Annotated in this window: 20 protein-coding genes and 1 pseudogene; 12 read left to right on the plus strand and 9 right to left on the minus strand. The window is 39.5% G+C overall.

Annotated features, from left to right (window positions below; translation table 11 throughout):
* Nucleotides 1-24 precede the first annotated feature (24 nt).
* A complete protein-coding gene (locus tag CLIN57ABFB40_RS03080) occupies nucleotides 25-1,026 on the minus strand; it encodes a 2-hydroxyacid dehydrogenase (protein WP_175630329.1) in 1,002 nt (333 codons plus the stop codon).
* Nucleotides 1,027-1,237: 211 nt separating this feature from the next.
* Between CLIN57ABFB40_RS03080 and CLIN57ABFB40_RS03085 the strand changes: the two genes are divergently transcribed.
* Complete coding sequence (locus CLIN57ABFB40_RS03085) at nucleotides 1,238-2,626, plus strand: OmpP1/FadL family transporter (protein WP_175628832.1); 1,389 nt, start codon at nucleotides 1,238-1,240, stop codon at nucleotides 2,624-2,626.
* 140 nt (nucleotides 2,627-2,766) lie between these two features.
* Here the strand turns inward: CLIN57ABFB40_RS03085 and CLIN57ABFB40_RS03090 are convergent, their stop codons facing one another.
* Nucleotides 2,767-4,056 (minus strand): DcaP family trimeric outer membrane transporter, encoded by a 1,290-nt coding sequence (locus CLIN57ABFB40_RS03090; RefSeq protein ID WP_175628833.1) that lies wholly within the window; start codon nucleotides 4,054-4,056, stop codon nucleotides 2,767-2,769.
* A 163-nt stretch (nucleotides 4,057-4,219) separates the two neighbouring features.
* Between CLIN57ABFB40_RS03090 and CLIN57ABFB40_RS03095 the strand changes: the two genes are divergently transcribed.
* Nucleotides 4,220-4,723, plus strand: coding sequence for an RNA polymerase sigma factor (locus tag CLIN57ABFB40_RS03095; RefSeq protein WP_175628834.1), 504 nt, complete (start codon nucleotides 4,220-4,222; stop codon nucleotides 4,721-4,723).
* Nucleotides 4,724-4,819: 96 nt separating this feature from the next.
* Here the strand turns inward: CLIN57ABFB40_RS03095 and CLIN57ABFB40_RS03100 are convergent, their stop codons facing one another.
* Nucleotides 4,820-5,104 (minus strand): hypothetical protein, encoded by a 285-nt coding sequence (locus CLIN57ABFB40_RS03100; protein ID WP_175628350.1) that lies wholly within the window; start codon nucleotides 5,102-5,104, stop codon nucleotides 4,820-4,822.
* 280 nt (nucleotides 5,105-5,384) lie between these two features.
* On the opposite strand from CLIN57ABFB40_RS03100, the gene CLIN57ABFB40_RS03105 reads away from it, so the two are divergent.
* The 6 genes and pseudogenes from CLIN57ABFB40_RS03105 to CLIN57ABFB40_RS20545 all read left to right on the plus strand — a co-directional run.
* Nucleotides 5,385-6,065, plus strand: coding sequence for a queuosine precursor transporter (locus CLIN57ABFB40_RS03105; protein WP_175628835.1), 681 nt, complete (start codon nucleotides 5,385-5,387; stop codon nucleotides 6,063-6,065).
* Nucleotides 6,066-6,073: 8 nt separating this feature from the next.
* A complete protein-coding gene (gene queC / locus CLIN57ABFB40_RS03110; protein WP_175628836.1) occupies nucleotides 6,074-6,733 on the plus strand; it encodes a 7-cyano-7-deazaguanine synthase QueC in 660 nt (219 codons plus the stop codon).
* Nucleotides 6,734-7,316: 583 nt separating this feature from the next.
* On the plus strand, nucleotides 7,317-7,772 hold the full coding sequence (gene queF / locus CLIN57ABFB40_RS03115) for a preQ(1) synthase (RefSeq protein ID WP_175628837.1): 456 nt from the start codon (nucleotides 7,317-7,319) through the stop codon (nucleotides 7,770-7,772).
* A gap of 3 nt (nucleotides 7,773-7,775) precedes the next feature.
* A complete protein-coding gene (locus CLIN57ABFB40_RS03120) occupies nucleotides 7,776-8,417 on the plus strand; it encodes an HD domain-containing protein (RefSeq protein WP_175628838.1) in 642 nt (213 codons plus the stop codon).
* Between the two features lie 75 nt (nucleotides 8,418-8,492).
* A complete protein-coding gene (locus tag CLIN57ABFB40_RS03125) occupies nucleotides 8,493-8,792 on the plus strand; it encodes a DUF6922 domain-containing protein (protein WP_254871755.1) in 300 nt (99 codons plus the stop codon).
* Nucleotides 8,747-9,024, plus strand: a pseudogene (locus tag CLIN57ABFB40_RS20545) (nucleotidyl transferase AbiEii/AbiGii toxin family protein); the annotation flags it as partial. The gene CLIN57ABFB40_RS03125 and the pseudogene CLIN57ABFB40_RS20545, both read left to right, overlap by 46 nt.
* A gap of 255 nt (nucleotides 9,025-9,279) precedes the next feature.
* On the opposite strand, the gene CLIN57ABFB40_RS03135 reads toward CLIN57ABFB40_RS20545, so the two are convergent.
* The 6 genes from CLIN57ABFB40_RS03135 to rlmH form a co-directional block, all read right to left on the minus strand.
* The gene (locus CLIN57ABFB40_RS03135; RefSeq protein ID WP_175628840.1) at nucleotides 9,280-9,747 is read right to left on the minus strand and encodes a hypothetical protein; all 468 of its coding nucleotides are present in this window, start codon (nucleotides 9,745-9,747) and stop codon (nucleotides 9,280-9,282) included.
* Nucleotides 9,748-9,922: 175 nt separating this feature from the next.
* Nucleotides 9,923-10,549, minus strand: coding sequence for a WG repeat-containing protein (locus CLIN57ABFB40_RS03140; RefSeq protein WP_175628841.1), 627 nt, complete (start codon nucleotides 10,547-10,549; stop codon nucleotides 9,923-9,925).
* 27 nt (nucleotides 10,550-10,576) lie between these two features.
* On the minus strand, nucleotides 10,577-11,149 hold the full coding sequence (locus CLIN57ABFB40_RS03145; RefSeq protein WP_175628842.1) for a hypothetical protein: 573 nt from the start codon (nucleotides 11,147-11,149) through the stop codon (nucleotides 10,577-10,579).
* 97 nt (nucleotides 11,150-11,246) lie between these two features.
* Nucleotides 11,247-12,245: a hypothetical protein gene (locus CLIN57ABFB40_RS03150; RefSeq protein ID WP_175628843.1), complete on the minus strand. Its 999-nt coding sequence runs from the start codon at nucleotides 12,243-12,245 to the stop codon at nucleotides 11,247-11,249.
* Between the two features lie 174 nt (nucleotides 12,246-12,419).
* Entirely contained in the window at nucleotides 12,420-12,818 is a 399-nt protein-coding gene (locus CLIN57ABFB40_RS03155; protein ID WP_175628844.1) for a hypothetical protein, read from the minus strand.
* 125 nt (nucleotides 12,819-12,943) lie between these two features.
* Entirely contained in the window at nucleotides 12,944-13,417 is a 474-nt protein-coding gene (gene rlmH / locus CLIN57ABFB40_RS03160; protein WP_175628845.1) for a 23S rRNA (pseudouridine(1915)-N(3))-methyltransferase RlmH, read from the minus strand.
* A 127-nt stretch (nucleotides 13,418-13,544) separates the two neighbouring features.
* Here rlmH and CLIN57ABFB40_RS03165 point away from each other — a divergent pair, with 127 nt between their 5' ends.
* From CLIN57ABFB40_RS03165 to CLIN57ABFB40_RS03180, 4 genes are all read left to right on the plus strand, one after another.
* Nucleotides 13,545-13,937 carry a DUF4783 domain-containing protein gene (locus tag CLIN57ABFB40_RS03165; protein WP_175628846.1) on the plus strand — a complete coding sequence of 131 codons (393 nt, stop codon included), beginning with the start codon at nucleotides 13,545-13,547 and terminating at the stop codon, nucleotides 13,935-13,937.
* Entirely contained in the window at nucleotides 13,930-14,778 is an 849-nt protein-coding gene (nadC, locus tag CLIN57ABFB40_RS03170; RefSeq protein ID WP_175628847.1) for a carboxylating nicotinate-nucleotide diphosphorylase, read from the plus strand. The genes CLIN57ABFB40_RS03165 and nadC overlap by 8 nt, the downstream gene beginning before the upstream one ends.
* Nucleotides 14,779-15,046: 268 nt before the next feature.
* Nucleotides 15,047-15,598, plus strand: a complete 552-nt coding sequence (locus CLIN57ABFB40_RS03175; protein ID WP_167966440.1) for an RNA polymerase sigma factor — start codon at nucleotides 15,047-15,049, stop codon at nucleotides 15,596-15,598.
* Entirely contained in the window at nucleotides 15,582-16,628 is a 1,047-nt protein-coding gene (locus CLIN57ABFB40_RS03180) for an outer membrane beta-barrel protein (RefSeq protein ID WP_175628848.1), read from the plus strand. Before CLIN57ABFB40_RS03175 ends, CLIN57ABFB40_RS03180 begins: the two co-directional genes overlap by 17 nt.

The following is a 16,628-nucleotide window of genomic DNA, read 5'->3' on the forward strand; positions in this document are numbered from 1 at the left end:
AAACAAAACCAAAGGTGAAAAGTTTTATCTCTTCACTTCATTTAGCAGAGGTTTGTGATTGATGAAATCTTTTATGTTTTGCAAGGTTGTCAGGGCAATATTCTCCATTGCTTCGCGTGTGAAGAATGCCTGATGAGAGGTGACAATCACGTTATTGAACGAGAGCAGGCGGGCAAGCACATCATCGTCGATGATGCGATCGGACTGGTCTTCGTAAAAGTATTCGCTTTCTTCCTCATATACGTCCAGTCCTGCGGAACCGATTTTCTTATTCTTTAACCCTTCAATCAGCGCATTGGTATGAATCAACTGCCCGCGACCGGTGTTGATAATCATCACTCCGTCTTTCATCTTGCTGATGGAGTAGTCGTTAATAAGATATTTCGTTTCTTCAGTGAGCGGGCAGTGCAGGGAGATAATATCCGAATTATGATATAGTTCGTCCAGTGAAGTATAGACAATCTTCTCTTCCCGTGCGAAGTTATAATCAGGGTAGAGGTCATATGCCAGCACGTTCATGCCGAAACCTCTTAGGATATGAATCAGGATTTTCGCTATTTTTCCTGTGCCGATGATGCCTGCTGTCTTTCCGCGCATATCAAATCCCATCAAGCCATGAAGGGAGAAATTGCCCTCCTTAGTGCGCCAGGAAGCACGTGGTATTTTACGATTCAGCGATAGCATAAGCGCCACCGTATATTCGGCAGTTGCATAGGGCGAGTAGGCAGGTACCCGTACAACGGTAATTCCGGCGGCGGCAGCCGCATCCAAATCCACATTGTTGAATCCGGCACATCGCAGTGCCAGTAGTTTTACTCCATTGGCTGCCATAATACGGATGACTTCTGCATCGGCAACATCGTTTACGAAGATGCATACAGCATCTGCGCCTTGCGTCAGTAGTACATTGTTCTTGTTCAGATTTCCTTTGTAATAGCGTATCTCAAATCCGAATTCTTTGTTTCTATCATTGAAAGAAGATTCGTCATAAGGCTTTGTGCCAAAAAATGCAATAGTATAGCCCATCATATTATTTTATAAGTTATTATATTATAAAAACGAAAAAACAGGTGGATTTGTTTACTCTCCGTATGATGATAAATCTAGATTGTTTCATTAGAAACAGTTTGTTTTTTCAATTAAAATAGGTGGGTAAATGAAAATAAATGCACAAACGTATGCTTCGTGCGCAATAATATCGTATCTTTGCGCCCGAAATAATTTAAAAAAGATTTAGATGAGAAAAAATTTCTTGATTGGATTTGCAATGTTAATCGTTTCAATTCCAACTTTTGCCGGAGGTCTTCTGACAAATACTAATCAACACGCTGCTTTTCTTCGTATGTTATCTCGTGGTGCCACTATCGAAATTGATGGTGCCTTGTCTAATCCTGCCGGTTTGGCATTTTTGCCGAATGACGGTTTTCATGTGGGTTTGAGTATTCAGAGTGCTTTTCAGACGAGAAATATTGATGCTAGCTTTATGACATATAGTGGTCTTGATTTAACAAACCCTACCGCTCCTATTCCTACCGTTTCTGACAAATATTATAGTAAATATTATGAAGGAAAGGCTGCTGCTCCCATTATTCCGAGTGTATTTGCAGCTTATAAAAAAGGTGATTGGACTATTTCCGGTTTCTTTGCAATTACTGGTGGAGGTGGTAAAGCTTCATTTGATGACGGTTTGCCAATGTTTGAGTCGGTGGCTATGGCAGGTATCTTTCAGGAAAGTTTAAAAAAACATTTAACTTCTGGTGGAAAGAGCCCTATCGTTACTCCTGGTATGTATGACATTAGCACTGCTATGGATGGCAAGCAATATATCTATGCATTACAATTAGGGTTATCCTATAAAATAAATGATTGGCTTTCTGCTTTTGCGGGAGGACGCATGAATTATTTTACTGGTGGTTATGTGGGCTTTTTGGATGCTAAAATGAAAGCAGACTTAGGAGGAGCCGACTTGATGCATTTGGCTTTAGACTGTGATCAGACAGGTTGGGGATTCACTCCCGTTATTGGTGTGGATGCTAAGTTGGGTAAATTGAATATTGGTGCTAAGTATGAATTCAAGACTAATCTTAATATAGAAAACAATACAAAAAAAATTGAAGCTTCTGTAGAAACGGATGCACTGGCACCTTTCAAACACGGTGTGAACACTCCTAACGATATACCTTCCATGCTTTCAGTTGCAGCTGCTTATGAATTTCTACCTGTACTGCGTGCATCTGTAGAATACCATTTCTATGATGACAAAAAAGCAGGAATGGCTGATGGAAAGCAGAAGTATTTGACAAAGGGAACAAATGAATACTTAATGGGTATTGAATGGGATGTAATCAAACGATTGACCTTGAGTTGTGGTGGACAGATTACGGATTATGGATTGTCTGACAACTTCCAAAGTGATACTAGTTTCTCCTGTGATTCTTATTCAATAGGTGTGGGTGCGAAATTGATGTTGAGTGAAAGAGCTGCTTTGAATGTAGGTTATATGTGGACTACCTATGAAGATTATACTAAAAAATCCCCAAATTACAATGGCACAGGGATATCCGGTACTAATGTATATAGCCGTACTAATAAAGTGTTTGGTGCAAGTGTGAACTATAAGTTCTAAATTTCTAATCCTTTATATATAGAAAAGAGGCTGTCTAAAAAGTCGGTTCTATCCTCATTCTCCTTCTTCCCGAAGAAGTGGAATGAGAATTATTAACGACTTTTTAGACAGCCTCTTTTTTGTTTTATTATTATGCCAGTTTAGAAAGAATACTGTACCAGCATATTCAACCGGTTGGCATGACTTGTTGAAGAGTCGTAATTGCTTCTCCATCCTCTCAAATATTCAACGCCTACTTGCAGATTGCTGCTTACATTCCAAAAAGCGTTAGCAACAAGATATTGACCTTTGCGGTAAGATTCCGGGTTTTCGCTTGGATATCCGTTTTCAGAATAAAGTCTGGATAAACTATAAGTGCCGGATACAAAGAATTTCGGGCAAATATTGTATTGTAACCCCGCATACCATCCCATCATTGGCAGAACCTGCATTTTTCCTTCGTCATCAGGATCGGGAACGATATCCACGTTCAGATTGCTTAAATCATTCAGATAAGAACCGATACCTTTTCCATAATTGAACTGTCCGTAAGCTTGCAACTTTTTTGTGATATTGAAAGTTGTAGATGCTTGTAGACCGAATCCGGTGGTAGAATATGCTTTATCGTATATATTGCTTGAATAAGTCATGCTGCGAACGATGGCTCCCAATTTGATGTGACTATTGCTATTCCAGTTGAATTGTGCAGAAGCTGCAAAATCCGGCATCCGTTGGGTGTTGACAGAAACATTGCTATTTGTAGTGCCGTCTACTGAAGGCATTTCTATAGCTGCACCGAACTTCCAGTTTTTCAACTTATCGTACATATAACTTAATTGCGTAGTGCGGTAAAAGGTAGAACCGTTAGGACCTGCAAAGTCGATAGTAGGAGGCAAGGCTGAAAGATCCATAAATGAACCATAGCTATATCCGATAGTGAAGCCCAAAAACTGTGCATACGCATTTTGCAGTTCAAAGGTTTTTCCGTCACCGCGGAAGTTACCGGCCGTGTAAACTATAAAGTCTCCCAAATGCTTCGTGCGTCCTACCAATTTGAGGAACAGGGTAGAAGTGGTGATGTCCATCTGGAATTGATTTTTGGTAAAATTACCTTTTCCCGGTTGGTGAATCAATGCCGGATAGAAATCAACATCGTCAACAATCCCATTAAAATCATACTCTGCCGTAGCACGTACATAACCTCCGATACCGAGGGCGAATTTTCCTTTTTGGTCAGTGAGCAGGAAGCGGGGAGTGTTGGGATCGTGAAAACGCATCTGTTGGCGGTTGTTCATAATCTGTATGATTTCATCGCCTGCTTTGTCTCGTGAGACAAACATGATCGAATTAGGTTCCTCATTTTCGATAATTACCTTCTTTTGTGCCTGGGCACAGACGGGGAAAATTCCTATCCCCAGTAGCATAGCTACCATCTTAATGCTTGTTTTCATTATAAGTTAAGTTTTAGGTGAATGCCCAAAGAACAACTAACAAAAGAAATGGTTGAGAGCTCCGAAGGAAAAATAGCCAAACTTATCGGAAGAATTGCTATTCATATTTGTTCTAAAAAAGCGGATCTTTGTATTATAGTAACTAGATAAAAGAAATACCGTGATGGGAAAAGTAGAATTTACTCAAGGAATATTAGATATACAATCAGATTTACAACGCTTTGCGTATAAATTGACGGCAGATCGTGATTCTGCCAAAGATTTGGTTCAGGATTGTGTATTACAGGCATTGGATAATCATGAGAAGTTTGCATATAGTAAGAATCTCAAAGGATGGATGTACACACTTATGCGCAATATTTTTGTGAATAACTATCGTCGTACGGTTCGTGAAATGAATATCATAGATGATACCTATTCTATTAATCAACAGCATATGATTGAAGACGAGGATGGTGAGAAGTTTGAGTTTGCCTATGATATGAGGCAACTGTATCGTGTGTTGCATTCCATTCCCGATGATATGAAAGTCCCCTTCCAGATGTTCGTTGCCGGATTTAAGTATAGGGAGATTGCCGAAAAGTTAGGACTGCCGATAGGAACGGTGAAGAGCCGTTTGTTTTTCATCCGTAAGCGGTTGAAAGAAGAACTGAAAGAATTTTCCTGATATGATTCTTTTTGATTGAGTGATGTGTTTATTAAGTTAGGTCGATGAGCCTTCCTGCCGTAGACGACAACTGGCGGGAAGGCTCATTCTTTACTGTCAATCCAGCATTTCCTGTACTCTGTGTTTAGCCTTTTGGGCAGTCTCTTGTGTGGTATGGGCTGCTTCCGTGGCTTTTTCTTTCACAGTGTTCGTTGCTTCTGTTACCTTTTCCTGGGCAACATGTGCGGCATGCTGTACTTTCTTTTTCAAGCTTTCGCCCGAATGTGAACTCGCTTCGGCACCTCTCTCCTTAGCTTCTTCGGCTCTCTCTTCAGCAAGCCGGGCATTTTCTTTTGCCTGCATTGCTGCTTCTTTTACGTCTTTTTTAAATTGATGTTCCATGATCTGGTCTTTTAGTTAAACATGGATTTTAAACACGTGGTCGTCTGAAAATGATTTGCCGATTAGGAAATTTTCATTCTTTTTCATTCATCCAAATATTTGTATAGGTAGCATTTTTCCTCTTTATCAAGGATATTCATGAGTTGCAACCGGTCAATCATCAAATATCTTTTGCTTTTTCATAGTTTTTCCTTTATCTTTGCAGCCCGAAAGAAAAAGAAAGTATGATGCCGTGAATAGCGGTCGTGTATTCTAGAACACCACGTAAAAAACAGGAATTATGAAAGAGAAAGTATCTGTACCTTTTATGCTGCTCGGTATTCTTTTTAATGTATGCCTTATCGCAGCCAATCTTCTTGAAACGAAAGTAATCCAAATCGGTAGCCTGACCGTGACCGCCGGATTATTGGTTTTTCCTATTTCTTATATAATCAATGATTGTATCGCCGAAGTTTGGGGATTCAAGAAAGCGCGCCTTATCATTTGGAGCGGTTTTGCGATGAACTTCTTTGTTGTAGCCCTCGGACTGATAGCAGTTGCCATTCCGGCTGCTCCTTTTTGGGAAGGCGAAGAACATTTTGATTTTGTATTCGGTATGGCTCCCCGCATTGTGGCTGCCAGTCTGATGGCATTCTTGGTCGGTTCGTTCCTCAATGCATATGTGATGAGTAAGATGAAAGTAGCCAGCCGGGGACGTAACTTTTCCGCCCGAGCCATTTGGTCGACTGTCGTAGGTGAGACGGCGGACTCATTGATTTTCTTTCCGGTTGCTTTTGGCGGGATTATTGCCTGGAAAGAACTGCTCATTATGATGGGAATTCAAATCGTACTGAAATCCATGTACGAAGTGATTATCCTTCCGGTGACTATCCGTGTGGTAAAAGCCATCAAGAAAATAGACGGTAGCGATGTTTACGATACCGATATTTCCTACAACGTACTGAAAATCAAAGATATTTAAGATAGATAATGAATAGAGAAGCAGCATTGGTTGTGTTCAGTGGCGGACAGGATTCCACCACTTGCTTGTATTGGGCGAAACGTAACTTTAAAAAAGTATATGCCCTGAGTTTCCTGTATGGTCAGAAACATCAGAAGGAAGTGGAACTTGCACGGGAAATAGCCCGTAAGGCGGAAGTGGAATTTGATGTGATGGATGTGTCCTTCATCGGGAAACTGGGACGTAACTCCCTGACTGACGCTACAATGGTGATGGACCAGGAGAAACCGGCAGATAGTGCTCCCAATACATTTGTCCCGGGACGTAACCTGTTCTTTCTAAGCATCGCAGCCGTATATGCCCGTGAACGTGGCATCAATCACTTGGTTACAGGAGTTTCCCAAACAGATTTCAGCGGTTATCCCGATTGTCGCGATGCATTTATCAAGTCCCTTAATGTGACATTGAACCTGGCTATGGATGAACAATTTGTGATTCATACCCCTCTGATGTGGATTGATAAGGCGGAAACATGGGCTTTGGCAGACGAGTTGGGAGTATTGGAACTGGTTCGCACCGAGACTTTGACATGCTATAATGGTGTTCAGGGAGATGGTTGCGGGCATTGTCCGGCTTGTACGCTGCGTCGGGAAGGACTGGAAAAGTATTTAAAAAGTAAGAATCAATAATATCTTTACATAGAGATAAAAAATGCATTTTTTGCTGTCATCTGTCACGCTTTTGTTATTAACCATTTGATTGTGAGATAAATAGTTCGTGACAGCAAGTGGTGACAGCAACTAAGACAGACATTTTGCCGTCACATCTATTGTCACCGGTAAGTTCTAGTGAATAGGGTGGTAGTAGCTTCTGTCCGGAATGTATCGGCTCAATTTAGTTTTAACGGCTTGAAACTGTTGTTTCATCGGTGAGAAACTAAAGTTTCAACGGTAGGAAACTAAAGTTTCTATTGCTTGAAACTATCAGTTCCAAGGCTTGAAACTCTTTGTTTCAAGCAATGAAACCGTTTGTTTCAAGGCATGAAACACTTCGTTTTGCCACATGCAACGTACCGTAACAAGCCAGGCGGAGACAAAGCAGCCATGGGGAGAAGAATTGGCGGTGATAGGTGATAGATACGGTGATAGGTTGTAAAATGAATCATTCACCACTCAAATGCTTATGAATGAGGTGTTTGAACCTAGCTGGTGATAGGTGAAAGAGGAAATGCATTTTTTTGTATAGTGTAGAGCTTGTAGTAAACGAGTACAAATGACAGAATTAAAAGACCAACTTTCCTTGTTAGGAAGAAAGACCGAGTATAAGCAAGATTATGCTCCTGAAGTATTGGAAGCCTTTGATAACAAGCATCCTGAGAATGACTATTGGGTACGTTTCAACTGCCCTGAATTTACAAGCTTGTGCCCCATCACCGGGCAGCCGGACTTTGCCGAAATACGTATCAGCTACATTCCTGATATTAAAATGGTAGAAAGCAAGAGCTTGAAACTATATCTTTTCAGCTTCCGCAATCATGGTGCTTTCCATGAGGACTGCGTGAATATCATAATGAAGGATCTTATTAAACTAATGAATCCCAAATACATTGAAGTAACTGGACTCTTTACTCCCCGTGGCGGTATTTCCATCTATCCGTATGCCAATTACGGTCGTCCGGGAACAAAATTCGAACAGATGGCGGAGCATCGTTTAATGAATCGGGAGTAATATATGAATATTGCTATACCAATGGAACTTCGTGAATATATTCAGCAGAATATTATTCCGCAATATGTCAACTTTGACAAGGCACATCAAATAGACCATGTAGAAAAAGTGATTGAAGAAAGTATGAAACTGGCTTCTTATTATGATGTCAATGTTTCTATGGTTTACGCGATTGCTGCTTATCATGACCTGGGGCTATGTGAGGGGCGTGAGTTCCATCATATAGTCTCCGGCAGGATATTGATGGCGGATGAAACCTTGCGCCACTGGTTTACGGATGAGCAACTGTTGCAGATGAAAGAAGCGATAGAAGATCATCGGGCTTCCAATAAACAGGCTCCGAGAAGCATCTATGGAAAAATAGTTGCCGAAGCCGACCGTATTATTGATCCTGAAGTAACGTTGCGCCGTACTGTTCAATATGGATTGTCTCATTATCCGGAGATGGATAAAGAACAGCAATATGCTCGCTTTCGTAAACATCTTAATGATAAGTATGCGGAAGGGGGATATTTGAAGTTATGGATACCTCAGTCGGATAATACCAAAAGACTTGCAGAGTTACGCTGTCTGATTGTAGCTGAAAAAGAGCTTAGTGGAGTTTTTAATAAAATATATACAGAAGAGAATAATGCTGTTTTATGAAATATAGCTATTAACTTGCACTCGATTCATTTTTTATTTCTATCTTTGCTATAAAGGATTATAATAGGATTAATGATGGAGAAATATATAACCCGATTTTCAACGTATCTTTTTTGGGATGTTGATAAAACCGCCTTGGATATGGAGAAACATTCTCAATATATTATAAAGAGAGTGCTTGAATATGGTCTGTTGCAAGATTGGAATGCAGTGAAACAATATTATGGACTTGAAAGAATCGTCGAAATAGCGAAGACGTTTCGTGAATTAGAGCCTCGAGCTTTAGCTTATCTTTCTGCAATCTCACAAACTCCAAAAGAACAGTTCAGATGTTATACTTATCAACGGTCGAATCCACAACGCTGGAACTTTTAAGAAAATTGCAGCAGTTACCTGTGCTTTGTAATACTCGTTTGGTGGTACTGCATTAGCTTTGCAATTAGGGCATCGGAAATCCATTGATTTGGACTTTTTTGGTCGGATAGATGCGGATTCTCAAGAAATACAGGAAGCTTTGCGGACAATTGGGACATTGACTATTTTAAGTGATTTCAAAAATATACACATCTATGTATTGAATGATGTTAAAATAGATATAGTGAACTATATTTTATTATTCCGGACATCAACTAACGATAGATACCGATATTTATATATTAGTAAATATAGCTGTTGGATTTGCGTATTATATGTGATAAAAGTTTTTAGTTGTTGTACTTTTATTTGCATCATCTGTTGGATGTCAATTTTACCTTTTTCTACGTTTAATTTCATTATATTTATCCGTTGACTGATAAGATTTAAAGCCTCCTTATTGTTCTTTATCGAACTTATTAGCAGATTGATTGTGTGAAGTTCTTTTTCATATCATAGAACAGACAGGCATAAACACAAGCATCTGTTTGTCATGAGGTACGTTGAATACATATCCTGTTGTATATTTCTCCAAAAAACCGCCAAAAGGTTTTAGTAATGCCTGAATTGTATTGATAAATTCTTTACCATTATTGTTGATAAAGTATGCAGAAAGAGCGTTTTGTAATAAAGATTGCTCATTCTTATATAAGCTTATTGCTCTATCCAAATGTTTGCCTGTCAAAGATTGTTTTCCTACTATTAATTGAGATGTTTGTCGGACAACTTCTAAAGCTGAATGCATCTTGTTAGTTTCGTCACTCCCTAAAATGTATTCAATTTCATTGGTTATCCGTCTTCTTAATCTTAGTATATCGATTTCACTATTGATAGAATCCTCCTGACCGCAAAATATATTCTGTAGTTTTTTTAATAAACCTTTACCATCAAATAGAATGATTCCTTTCTTGAACATTCTAAAAAACACTGATCTCGTTGAGGTTATATCATCAAAAATCAGCGTTGCTATTTTGCAATATGGGAAGATTATTAGTTGATACATCGTCCCATCTTCAATGATATTCTCGTGTTAATGCCAACAATATCTGATGCTGGACAATGATGCTTTATAAAATCAAGAATCTTTTCACTCATTCTTTTCGATGGTCAATTTGACCAATAGTTGTAACTTTCCCTTTGTATTTTACTGTTGTCTTATCTCCTATATAATATGAAGCAGAATCAAATATGGCAGGATATATAGTATCTCCTTTCAGATCGCCATATCCCCATTTACCACCTTCTATGAAACTATGCTCTCTATCCTGCACTTTTTTGCCTCCGGCATTGAATGCTGCCAATCCATTTTTAAATGGACTGACAAACTCGAATCGGGGGGTAATGACAATATGTCCCAAAGAATCTGCAAAACCAATTTTTGATTGTTCATCTACCATTCGGAATAGTCCCTCTGAAAGATAATCTGGACCATTGTCAAAACAGAAAACACGAAATCGCTCTTTGCCGGACGGGTCTATAGCCCATATATTCCCATCTTTAGCCACAAACCCAAGAGTCTTAAATTTTGTATGGTAAATCCAGCTATATTTGCCTATTGGAACAATAACTTCTCCTTTAGAATTGATGTATCCATATTTATAGTCATTATCCACTTCTTGATAAATTAATGAGAGCGTGTCATTATTACCTTGCTGTGCTAATAAACTTCCTGATTGCATAAATGCTACAATCAAGAATAATCTTAAAATTGTATTCATAACACTGATATTATAAACGAAACAAGGTTACTTTTCTGAATGCTTTTCTAAAAGGTGTTTATATACGGAAAGGATCTTTTCTTTGGTTATCAGAAGACCAAAATTGACAGTTTCATATTCATATTTTACTTTACTTTTAAAAGAAAGTCTTTTTTTTATTTCATTCCTAATTCTATAAAGTTCAGAAGAACTATATTTGAAAGCTATGTTTTGACTTATTAAAAACTTAATATTAGTAACTTGCCCTTCTGTATCAACATTAAAATCTATAATAAATGGACGGATATCTTGGCATTTTAATATGTGTTCGATTTCCTCTAATGTTAAAATGCTAATCCCGAAATATGACATATCTTCCTGTGAAACAGGAATATTCCCTATTACATTAATTCCTGCAGAGCTACCTCGTAAACTTGGCAATTTGATTTGATCACTAGCGACATAAATAGAAATATATTTAGTCTTAGCTGAAGGAATGATAATACTTTTCCATATCACAGTATCATTATTAACAACTTCCTTTTTGATGATATTAGGTTGTCCCATTACATCAAGTACACAATAAAATGTTAGGAACAAAAGTGGATAAAGCAACTTCATAATATAATTTTATATTAGATTTGTAAAATTAAAGAACTAAAACAAATCGATAGAGAAACGACTATTCTGATTTCATCATAGATCTATTGCGATAATTTTATTTAAAAAAAAGAATTTCTATAAATTTGTCCCAATGCCAATTAAAATTCTCATCTACTCCTTGATAACCTTCAATATTCTTATGCTGTTCTATAAAATAAGGAAAATAACTTTGCCATTTACTCTCAAAAAGTTCTTTATTGAAAGTATCGTCGATATTAATTAAACTACTCAACCAATTTTTATATTCTTGGTTAGCTTCTTCAGTTAATAAAGGAAGAGCGGTGTTTAATTGATTACCAGTATGTACTGTACGAATGAGATCCGTTAATAAATGTGTTTGAAATTCCACATTCGCCATTCCCTTATCATTTAACATTCCGATGCTATCTTGTATGGCATGAATGAGCTCATGAGTAAGATAAATGATGTTTGCATCATTTATCTCATTATTTTTTAGCGTAATTTCATGGTTCTGATAAGTTCCTACCGCTTCTCCCAAATTGGGGTCAGTGAAGAAGATGATATCTAAATATTCTGCATACTCGGCTAACGGTGGAAAAACACGACTTAGTAAAGTATCTGCCCAGTCTGGTCGTCCATTGCTGTCTCTATCTTCATTCCTTAGATGCTCCTCCTCTGTATAATCAGAAGTGTCTTGACCATCCCAATTGCTATCGTTATTTAATTCATTTTGGTCGTCTTTATAATTCTGTTCATTTTCCCAATCAGATTCATTATTCTCTAAATCCGACTTGTCATCTCTTTCATCGATTTGATCATTTTCAGAAGGCACTTGCACTTGCTCCATATCGGGATATTGAATCTCATAATCAGTCTCAAAACCGGCAGGAGGTCCATCATAGATGCCAGGATCATGCAAATTAGATTCCTCTGGATCTAATGGTGGTAAGTTTAGATCGAATTCAGGTAACTCATTACTATAGTCAAATTCAGGAGGATTAGTCGGTACGTATCCGTCTCCGCCTAGCAGCTTTCGTGTTGTTAATTCATCGAGACATGGTATTGATAATTGCAAATCTAGTAGATTTTTCATAATATTGTAATTCTTAATTTGGTAACTATATACAATCTTACAGTTTACAACCTTTAAGAGGTTTTAAACTGTAAGATTGTATATAGTTACCATAGATAATATGATACACTGTTTCATCTTCTTTATTTTTTATATCAAATAATATATGTTTATCTTAAAGGACGATCAATATAGTTACTGTCCACCAACTTCTCCATTATCAAAAAACAGTGGTGGTTGAGCATTTTCTAAACTTTCGAAAAAAGCTTCGATCATTTCATCCCATTTCCAATCGTAGTCTCCATTTATTCCTTGATAACTTGGGACATTTTTATATCTTTCATTAAAAGAAGGAAACCATTGTTCCCATTGACTATTAAATAAATCTATATTAAACTTATCAGATTCATCACCAAAATGAGTCATATCAAATAACCATTTCGAATAAGCGTCATCATCTTTCCCAACTGCTACAGAGTTCCCTCCCGCCCCATCTAAAACATAGCACATCATTATATCGGTTAGAAGATGCGCTTGAAATTCAATATTTGCACGACTTACATTGTCTGTTAGATTAAAACCATGTTGTACCATGTCTGAACCTATTGTTCCGTCAATAGTAGCCTAAAGAGGCGTGCTTGACTGGTATGTTTGTAGATATTTCTTAGCATGAGGTAAAGCAAAATATTTTATCTCATTTATAATATTATAGTAGACGTTTACTCATGATGATACGGCCCTCCATTCAATATCGTCATTGCCCGATAAATTTGCTCCACGAATATCAGCCGAATCATCTGATGCGAGAAAGTCATTTTCGACATTGAAATCTTCTCGTGGGCTGCTTGATAGACTTTTTCAGAGAAGCCGTAGGGACCTCCGATAATGAACACCAGCCGTTTGTTGACTGTATTCATTTTCCGCTTCATGTAATCGGCAAATTCAAGGGAGCGCATTTCTTTTCCGTGTTCATCGAGCAGCACCACGACGTCACCCGATTGAAGGGCTTTCAGTATCAGTTCTCCTTCCTTTTCTTTCTGTACTTCCATTGAAAGACTCTTGGTGTTTTTCAGTTCAGGAATCACTTCCATATCAAAAGTGATAAACCGTTTGGTGCGCTGTATATAGTCGTTGATAGCTGTAATATAGTGTTGTTCTACGGTTCGTCCAACGACGATCAGGGTTGTCTTCATGTCTCTATAATTCTGATTAATGCACAAAAATAGGCATTTTTTATGTTATTCTGCAATTAATGCTTACCTTTGCCTATCATTAGTTGAAAGTTTAAGGCTTTAAACTTCAACTTAAAAGCTTGTAATTATGAAAAAACGAGTGCTCGTAGGAATGGCCGCTTTGCTTCTTTCCCTCTCGTTGCTTATGGCGCAAGAGATACCGGCAGGAGTGATTACGGCATTTAAAAGAGGAAGCTCGCAAGAGCTGAGTAAGTATATGGGGGACAAGGTAAACCTGGTGCTCCAAGGTCGCTCGACAAACGTTGAAAAACAGAAAGCAACAGCTATGATGCAAGAATTCTTTACGGAGAATAAAGTCAGCGGATTTAACGTGAACCATCAGGGAAAACGGGACGAATCGAGTTTCGTTATCGGCACGTTGGCTACTACGAAGGGAAGTTTCCGTGTGAATTGCTTCTTGAAGAAAGTACAGAATAAATGTTTAATACACCAAATAAGAATTGACAAAATCAATGAATAAGGAAAAAGAACTGATCGACAAACTGATCGATCTTGCTTTTGCAGAAGATATAGGTGATGGCGACCATACCACCCTTTCGTGTATCCCTGCTACGGCAATGGGAAAATCAAAATTGCTTATCAAGGAAGCCGGCGTGCTGGCAGGTATCGAAGTGGCTAAAGAAATCTTCAACCGTTTCGACCCGACTATGAAAGTCGAAGTATTTATCAACGACGGAACGGAAGTGAAGCCGGGCGATGTAGCAATGGTAGTGGAAGGAAAAGTACAGTCATTGCTCCAGACTGAGCGTCTGATGCTGAATGTGATGCAACGTATGAGTGGTATTGCGACAATGACCCGCAAATACGCAAAGAAGCTGGAAGGTACAAATACCCGCGTACTGGATACCCGTAAGACAACTCCGGGCATGCGTATCCTCGAGAAGATGGCTGTGAAGATCGGTGGCGGCGTAAACCATCGTATCGGTCTGTTCGATATGATTCTCTTGAAAGACAATCACGTTGACTTTGCCGGAGGTATTGATAAAGCTATCACCCGTGCTAAAGATTATTGCAAAGAAAAAGGTAAAGACCTGAAGATAGAAATAGAAGTCCGCAGCTTCGACGAACTGCAACAAGTGCTCGATCTCGGTGGAGTAGACCGTATCATGTTTGATAACTTCACTCCCGAAACGACGAAAAAAGCAGTAGAGATGGTGGGCGGTAAATACGAAACCGAATCTTCGGGTGGCATCACCTTTGATACTCTTCGTGACTATGCCGAATGCGGTGTAGACTTTATCTCTGTAGGTGCGCTGACTCATTCAGTGAAAGGACTGGATATGAGCTTCAAGGCGTGCTGATGGAAAGGAGAAGATTGGCATGACGCTTTTTTAGACGCGGATAGCGCGGATGACATGGATTTAAGACTTTATAAAAAGAATCCGCGTTATCCGCGTTATTTGCATTTAAAGATTGCTTCCTACTCTTCCATGTTTTTCGCAAATGCTTCAGAAAAAACTTTTCTATTTGTATTCTTTAACATTTTCTGTTGCAGTATTCCCCAAACTCTTGCGTCTAATAGATAAAACGACGCAGACATACGTTCGGCTTTAAAAAAAGGTAATTGACTTGGAAAACGAGATAGAACTGGTAAAGGGCTGTCGGGCAGGAAAGGATTCAGCCCGAAAGGAACTTTACACCCTCTATTCCAAACAGATGTTGGCGGTATGTTTCCGCTATACGGGCGATATGGATGCGGCGCACGATGTACTGCATGACGGTTTCATCAAGATTTTTACCAACTTCTCCTTCCGGGGCGAATCGTCGCTCTGCACATGGATAACCCGGGTGATGGTCACTCAATCGCTCGATTATCTGAGACGGGAGAAACGAGTCAGTCAGTTGGTAGTGCATGAAGAGCAGCTTCCCGATATACCCGATATATCGGATTCGGGAGGAGGGGCTGGAATCTCCGAGGAGCGGTTGATGGCATTCATTGCCGAATTGCCGGATGGTTGCCGAACCGTTTTCAATCTTTATGTGTTTGAAGAAAAGTCACACAAGGAGATAGCTCAAATGCTCCATATCAAAGAGCATTCGTCTACTTCGCAGTTGCATCGCGCCAAGTATTTGTTAGCAAAAAGAATTAAAGAGTATAGGAACAATGAAGAAAGAAAATGATGAAATAACCGATCTGTTTCGCACACGTCTCGCTGATGCGGGGGTGAGTGTCCGGGATGGCTTTTGGGAAGAGCTCTCGCAGGATATTCCTGTGGCTTGCCAACATCGCCGTCGGATCCTGCTCTTCCGTGTGGCGGCTGCGGCATCAGTGTTGCTCGTCCTGGCGGCTGCATCGGCTACTTTCCTGTATTTCTCTCCCAAGGAAGAGATGGAAGAGGCGTTTACGAAGATAGCTGTGACGAATGGAGGACAAATGGACGGAGACGGAATACGTGTCAATCAATTGCCGTTGCCGGTGGAACCTGTTTTGCCGAAACCGGCTCCTAAGTCTTTCGGTATGTTGTCGCAATGTGTGGAAGAGGAGGATTCGCTTTCTATTACCTTCTCCATGTCGTTCTCTTTTTCGTCGACTACTGCGGGAAGTGGCAATCGTTACGGTAATCAAGGTTATAATGGTTATTGGCAGGCTGCAAATGGAAATACGGAATCATCTGCCGTGCAGGAAGAAACTGCAAGTCCGGCTGTTCCTCCCGGAAAAGTTGTGAAGAGACATCGCTGGGCGATAAAAGCGCAGTTAGGCACGGCACTTCCGGCGGATGACGGTACTTATAAGATGCCAATCTCCGCAGGGGTGACAGTAGAACGGAAACTGAATGATTATCTGGGAATAGAAACCGGATTGCTTTATTCAAATCTTCGTTCGGCAGGACAACATTTACACTATTTGGGTATCCCTGTCCGGGTGAATGTGACGTTGATGGATACAAAGAAAGTTGACCTTTACGCTACTGTAGGCGGAATAGCGGATAAATGTATCGCCGGCGCGCCGGACAATAGTTTCAAGGAAGAACCTATCCAACTGGCAGTGACTGCCGGCATTGGAATCAATTATAAGATTAACGACCGACTTGCGCTTTTTGCCGAACCCGGTATTTCGCACCATTTCAGCACGGATTCGAAACTGGCTACGGTACGCACGAAACGGCCGACTAATTTTAATTTACTTTGCGGACTTCGCATGACGTATTAA

Source organism: Bacteroides acidifaciens (genome assembly GCF_903181435.1).
Classification (GTDB): domain Bacteria; phylum Bacteroidota; class Bacteroidia; order Bacteroidales; family Bacteroidaceae; genus Bacteroides.

What these genes read in the sequence shown, in the direction of transcription:
- CLIN57ABFB40_RS03145 (WP_175628842.1), bottom strand. Translation starts at nt 11,149, where the DNA reads ATGAAGTTGCTTTATCCACTTTTGTTCCTAACATTTTATTGTGTACTT.
- queC (WP_175628836.1), top strand. Translation starts at nt 6,074, where the DNA reads ATGAATAGAGAAGCAGCATTGGTTGTGTTCAGTGGCGGACAGGATTCC.
- CLIN57ABFB40_RS03100 (WP_175628350.1), bottom strand. Translation starts at nt 5,104, where the DNA reads ATGGAACATCAATTTAAAAAAGACGTAAAAGAAGCAGCAATGCAGGCA.
- CLIN57ABFB40_RS03140 (WP_175628841.1), bottom strand. Translation starts at nt 10,549, where the DNA reads ATGAATACAATTTTAAGATTATTCTTGATTGTAGCATTTATGCAATCA.
- CLIN57ABFB40_RS03105 (WP_175628835.1), top strand. Translation starts at nt 5,385, where the DNA reads ATGAAAGAGAAAGTATCTGTACCTTTTATGCTGCTCGGTATTCTTTTT.
- CLIN57ABFB40_RS03135 (WP_175628840.1), bottom strand. Translation starts at nt 9,747, where the DNA reads ATGTTCAAGAAAGGAATCATTCTATTTGATGGTAAAGGTTTATTAAAA.
- CLIN57ABFB40_RS03125 (WP_254871755.1), top strand. Translation starts at nt 8,493, where the DNA reads ATGGAGAAATATATAACCCGATTTTCAACGTATCTTTTTTGGGATGTT.
- CLIN57ABFB40_RS03165 (WP_175628846.1), top strand. Translation starts at nt 13,545, where the DNA reads ATGAAAAAACGAGTGCTCGTAGGAATGGCCGCTTTGCTTCTTTCCCTC.
- queF (WP_175628837.1), top strand. Translation starts at nt 7,317, where the DNA reads ATGACAGAATTAAAAGACCAACTTTCCTTGTTAGGAAGAAAGACCGAG.
- CLIN57ABFB40_RS03090 (WP_175628833.1), bottom strand. Translation starts at nt 4,056, where the DNA reads ATGAAAACAAGCATTAAGATGGTAGCTATGCTACTGGGGATAGGAATT.
- CLIN57ABFB40_RS03120 (WP_175628838.1), top strand. Translation starts at nt 7,776, where the DNA reads ATGAATATTGCTATACCAATGGAACTTCGTGAATATATTCAGCAGAAT.
- CLIN57ABFB40_RS03080 (WP_175630329.1), bottom strand. Translation starts at nt 1,026, where the DNA reads ATGGGCTATACTATTGCATTTTTTGGCACAAAGCCTTATGACGAATCT.
- CLIN57ABFB40_RS03095 (WP_175628834.1), top strand. Translation starts at nt 4,220, where the DNA reads ATGGGAAAAGTAGAATTTACTCAAGGAATATTAGATATACAATCAGAT.
- CLIN57ABFB40_RS03180 (WP_175628848.1), top strand. Translation starts at nt 15,582, where the DNA reads ATGAAGAAAGAAAATGATGAAATAACCGATCTGTTTCGCACACGTCTC.
- CLIN57ABFB40_RS03155 (WP_175628844.1), bottom strand. Translation starts at nt 12,818, where the DNA reads ATGGTACAACATGGTTTTAATCTAACAGACAATGTAAGTCGTGCAAAT.
- CLIN57ABFB40_RS03085 (WP_175628832.1), top strand. Translation starts at nt 1,238, where the DNA reads ATGAGAAAAAATTTCTTGATTGGATTTGCAATGTTAATCGTTTCAATT.
- nadC (WP_175628847.1), top strand. Translation starts at nt 13,930, where the DNA reads ATGAATAAGGAAAAAGAACTGATCGACAAACTGATCGATCTTGCTTTT.
- rlmH (WP_175628845.1), bottom strand. Translation starts at nt 13,417, where the DNA reads ATGAAGACAACCCTGATCGTCGTTGGACGAACCGTAGAACAACACTAT.
- CLIN57ABFB40_RS03150 (WP_175628843.1), bottom strand. Translation starts at nt 12,245, where the DNA reads ATGAAAAATCTACTAGATTTGCAATTATCAATACCATGTCTCGATGAA.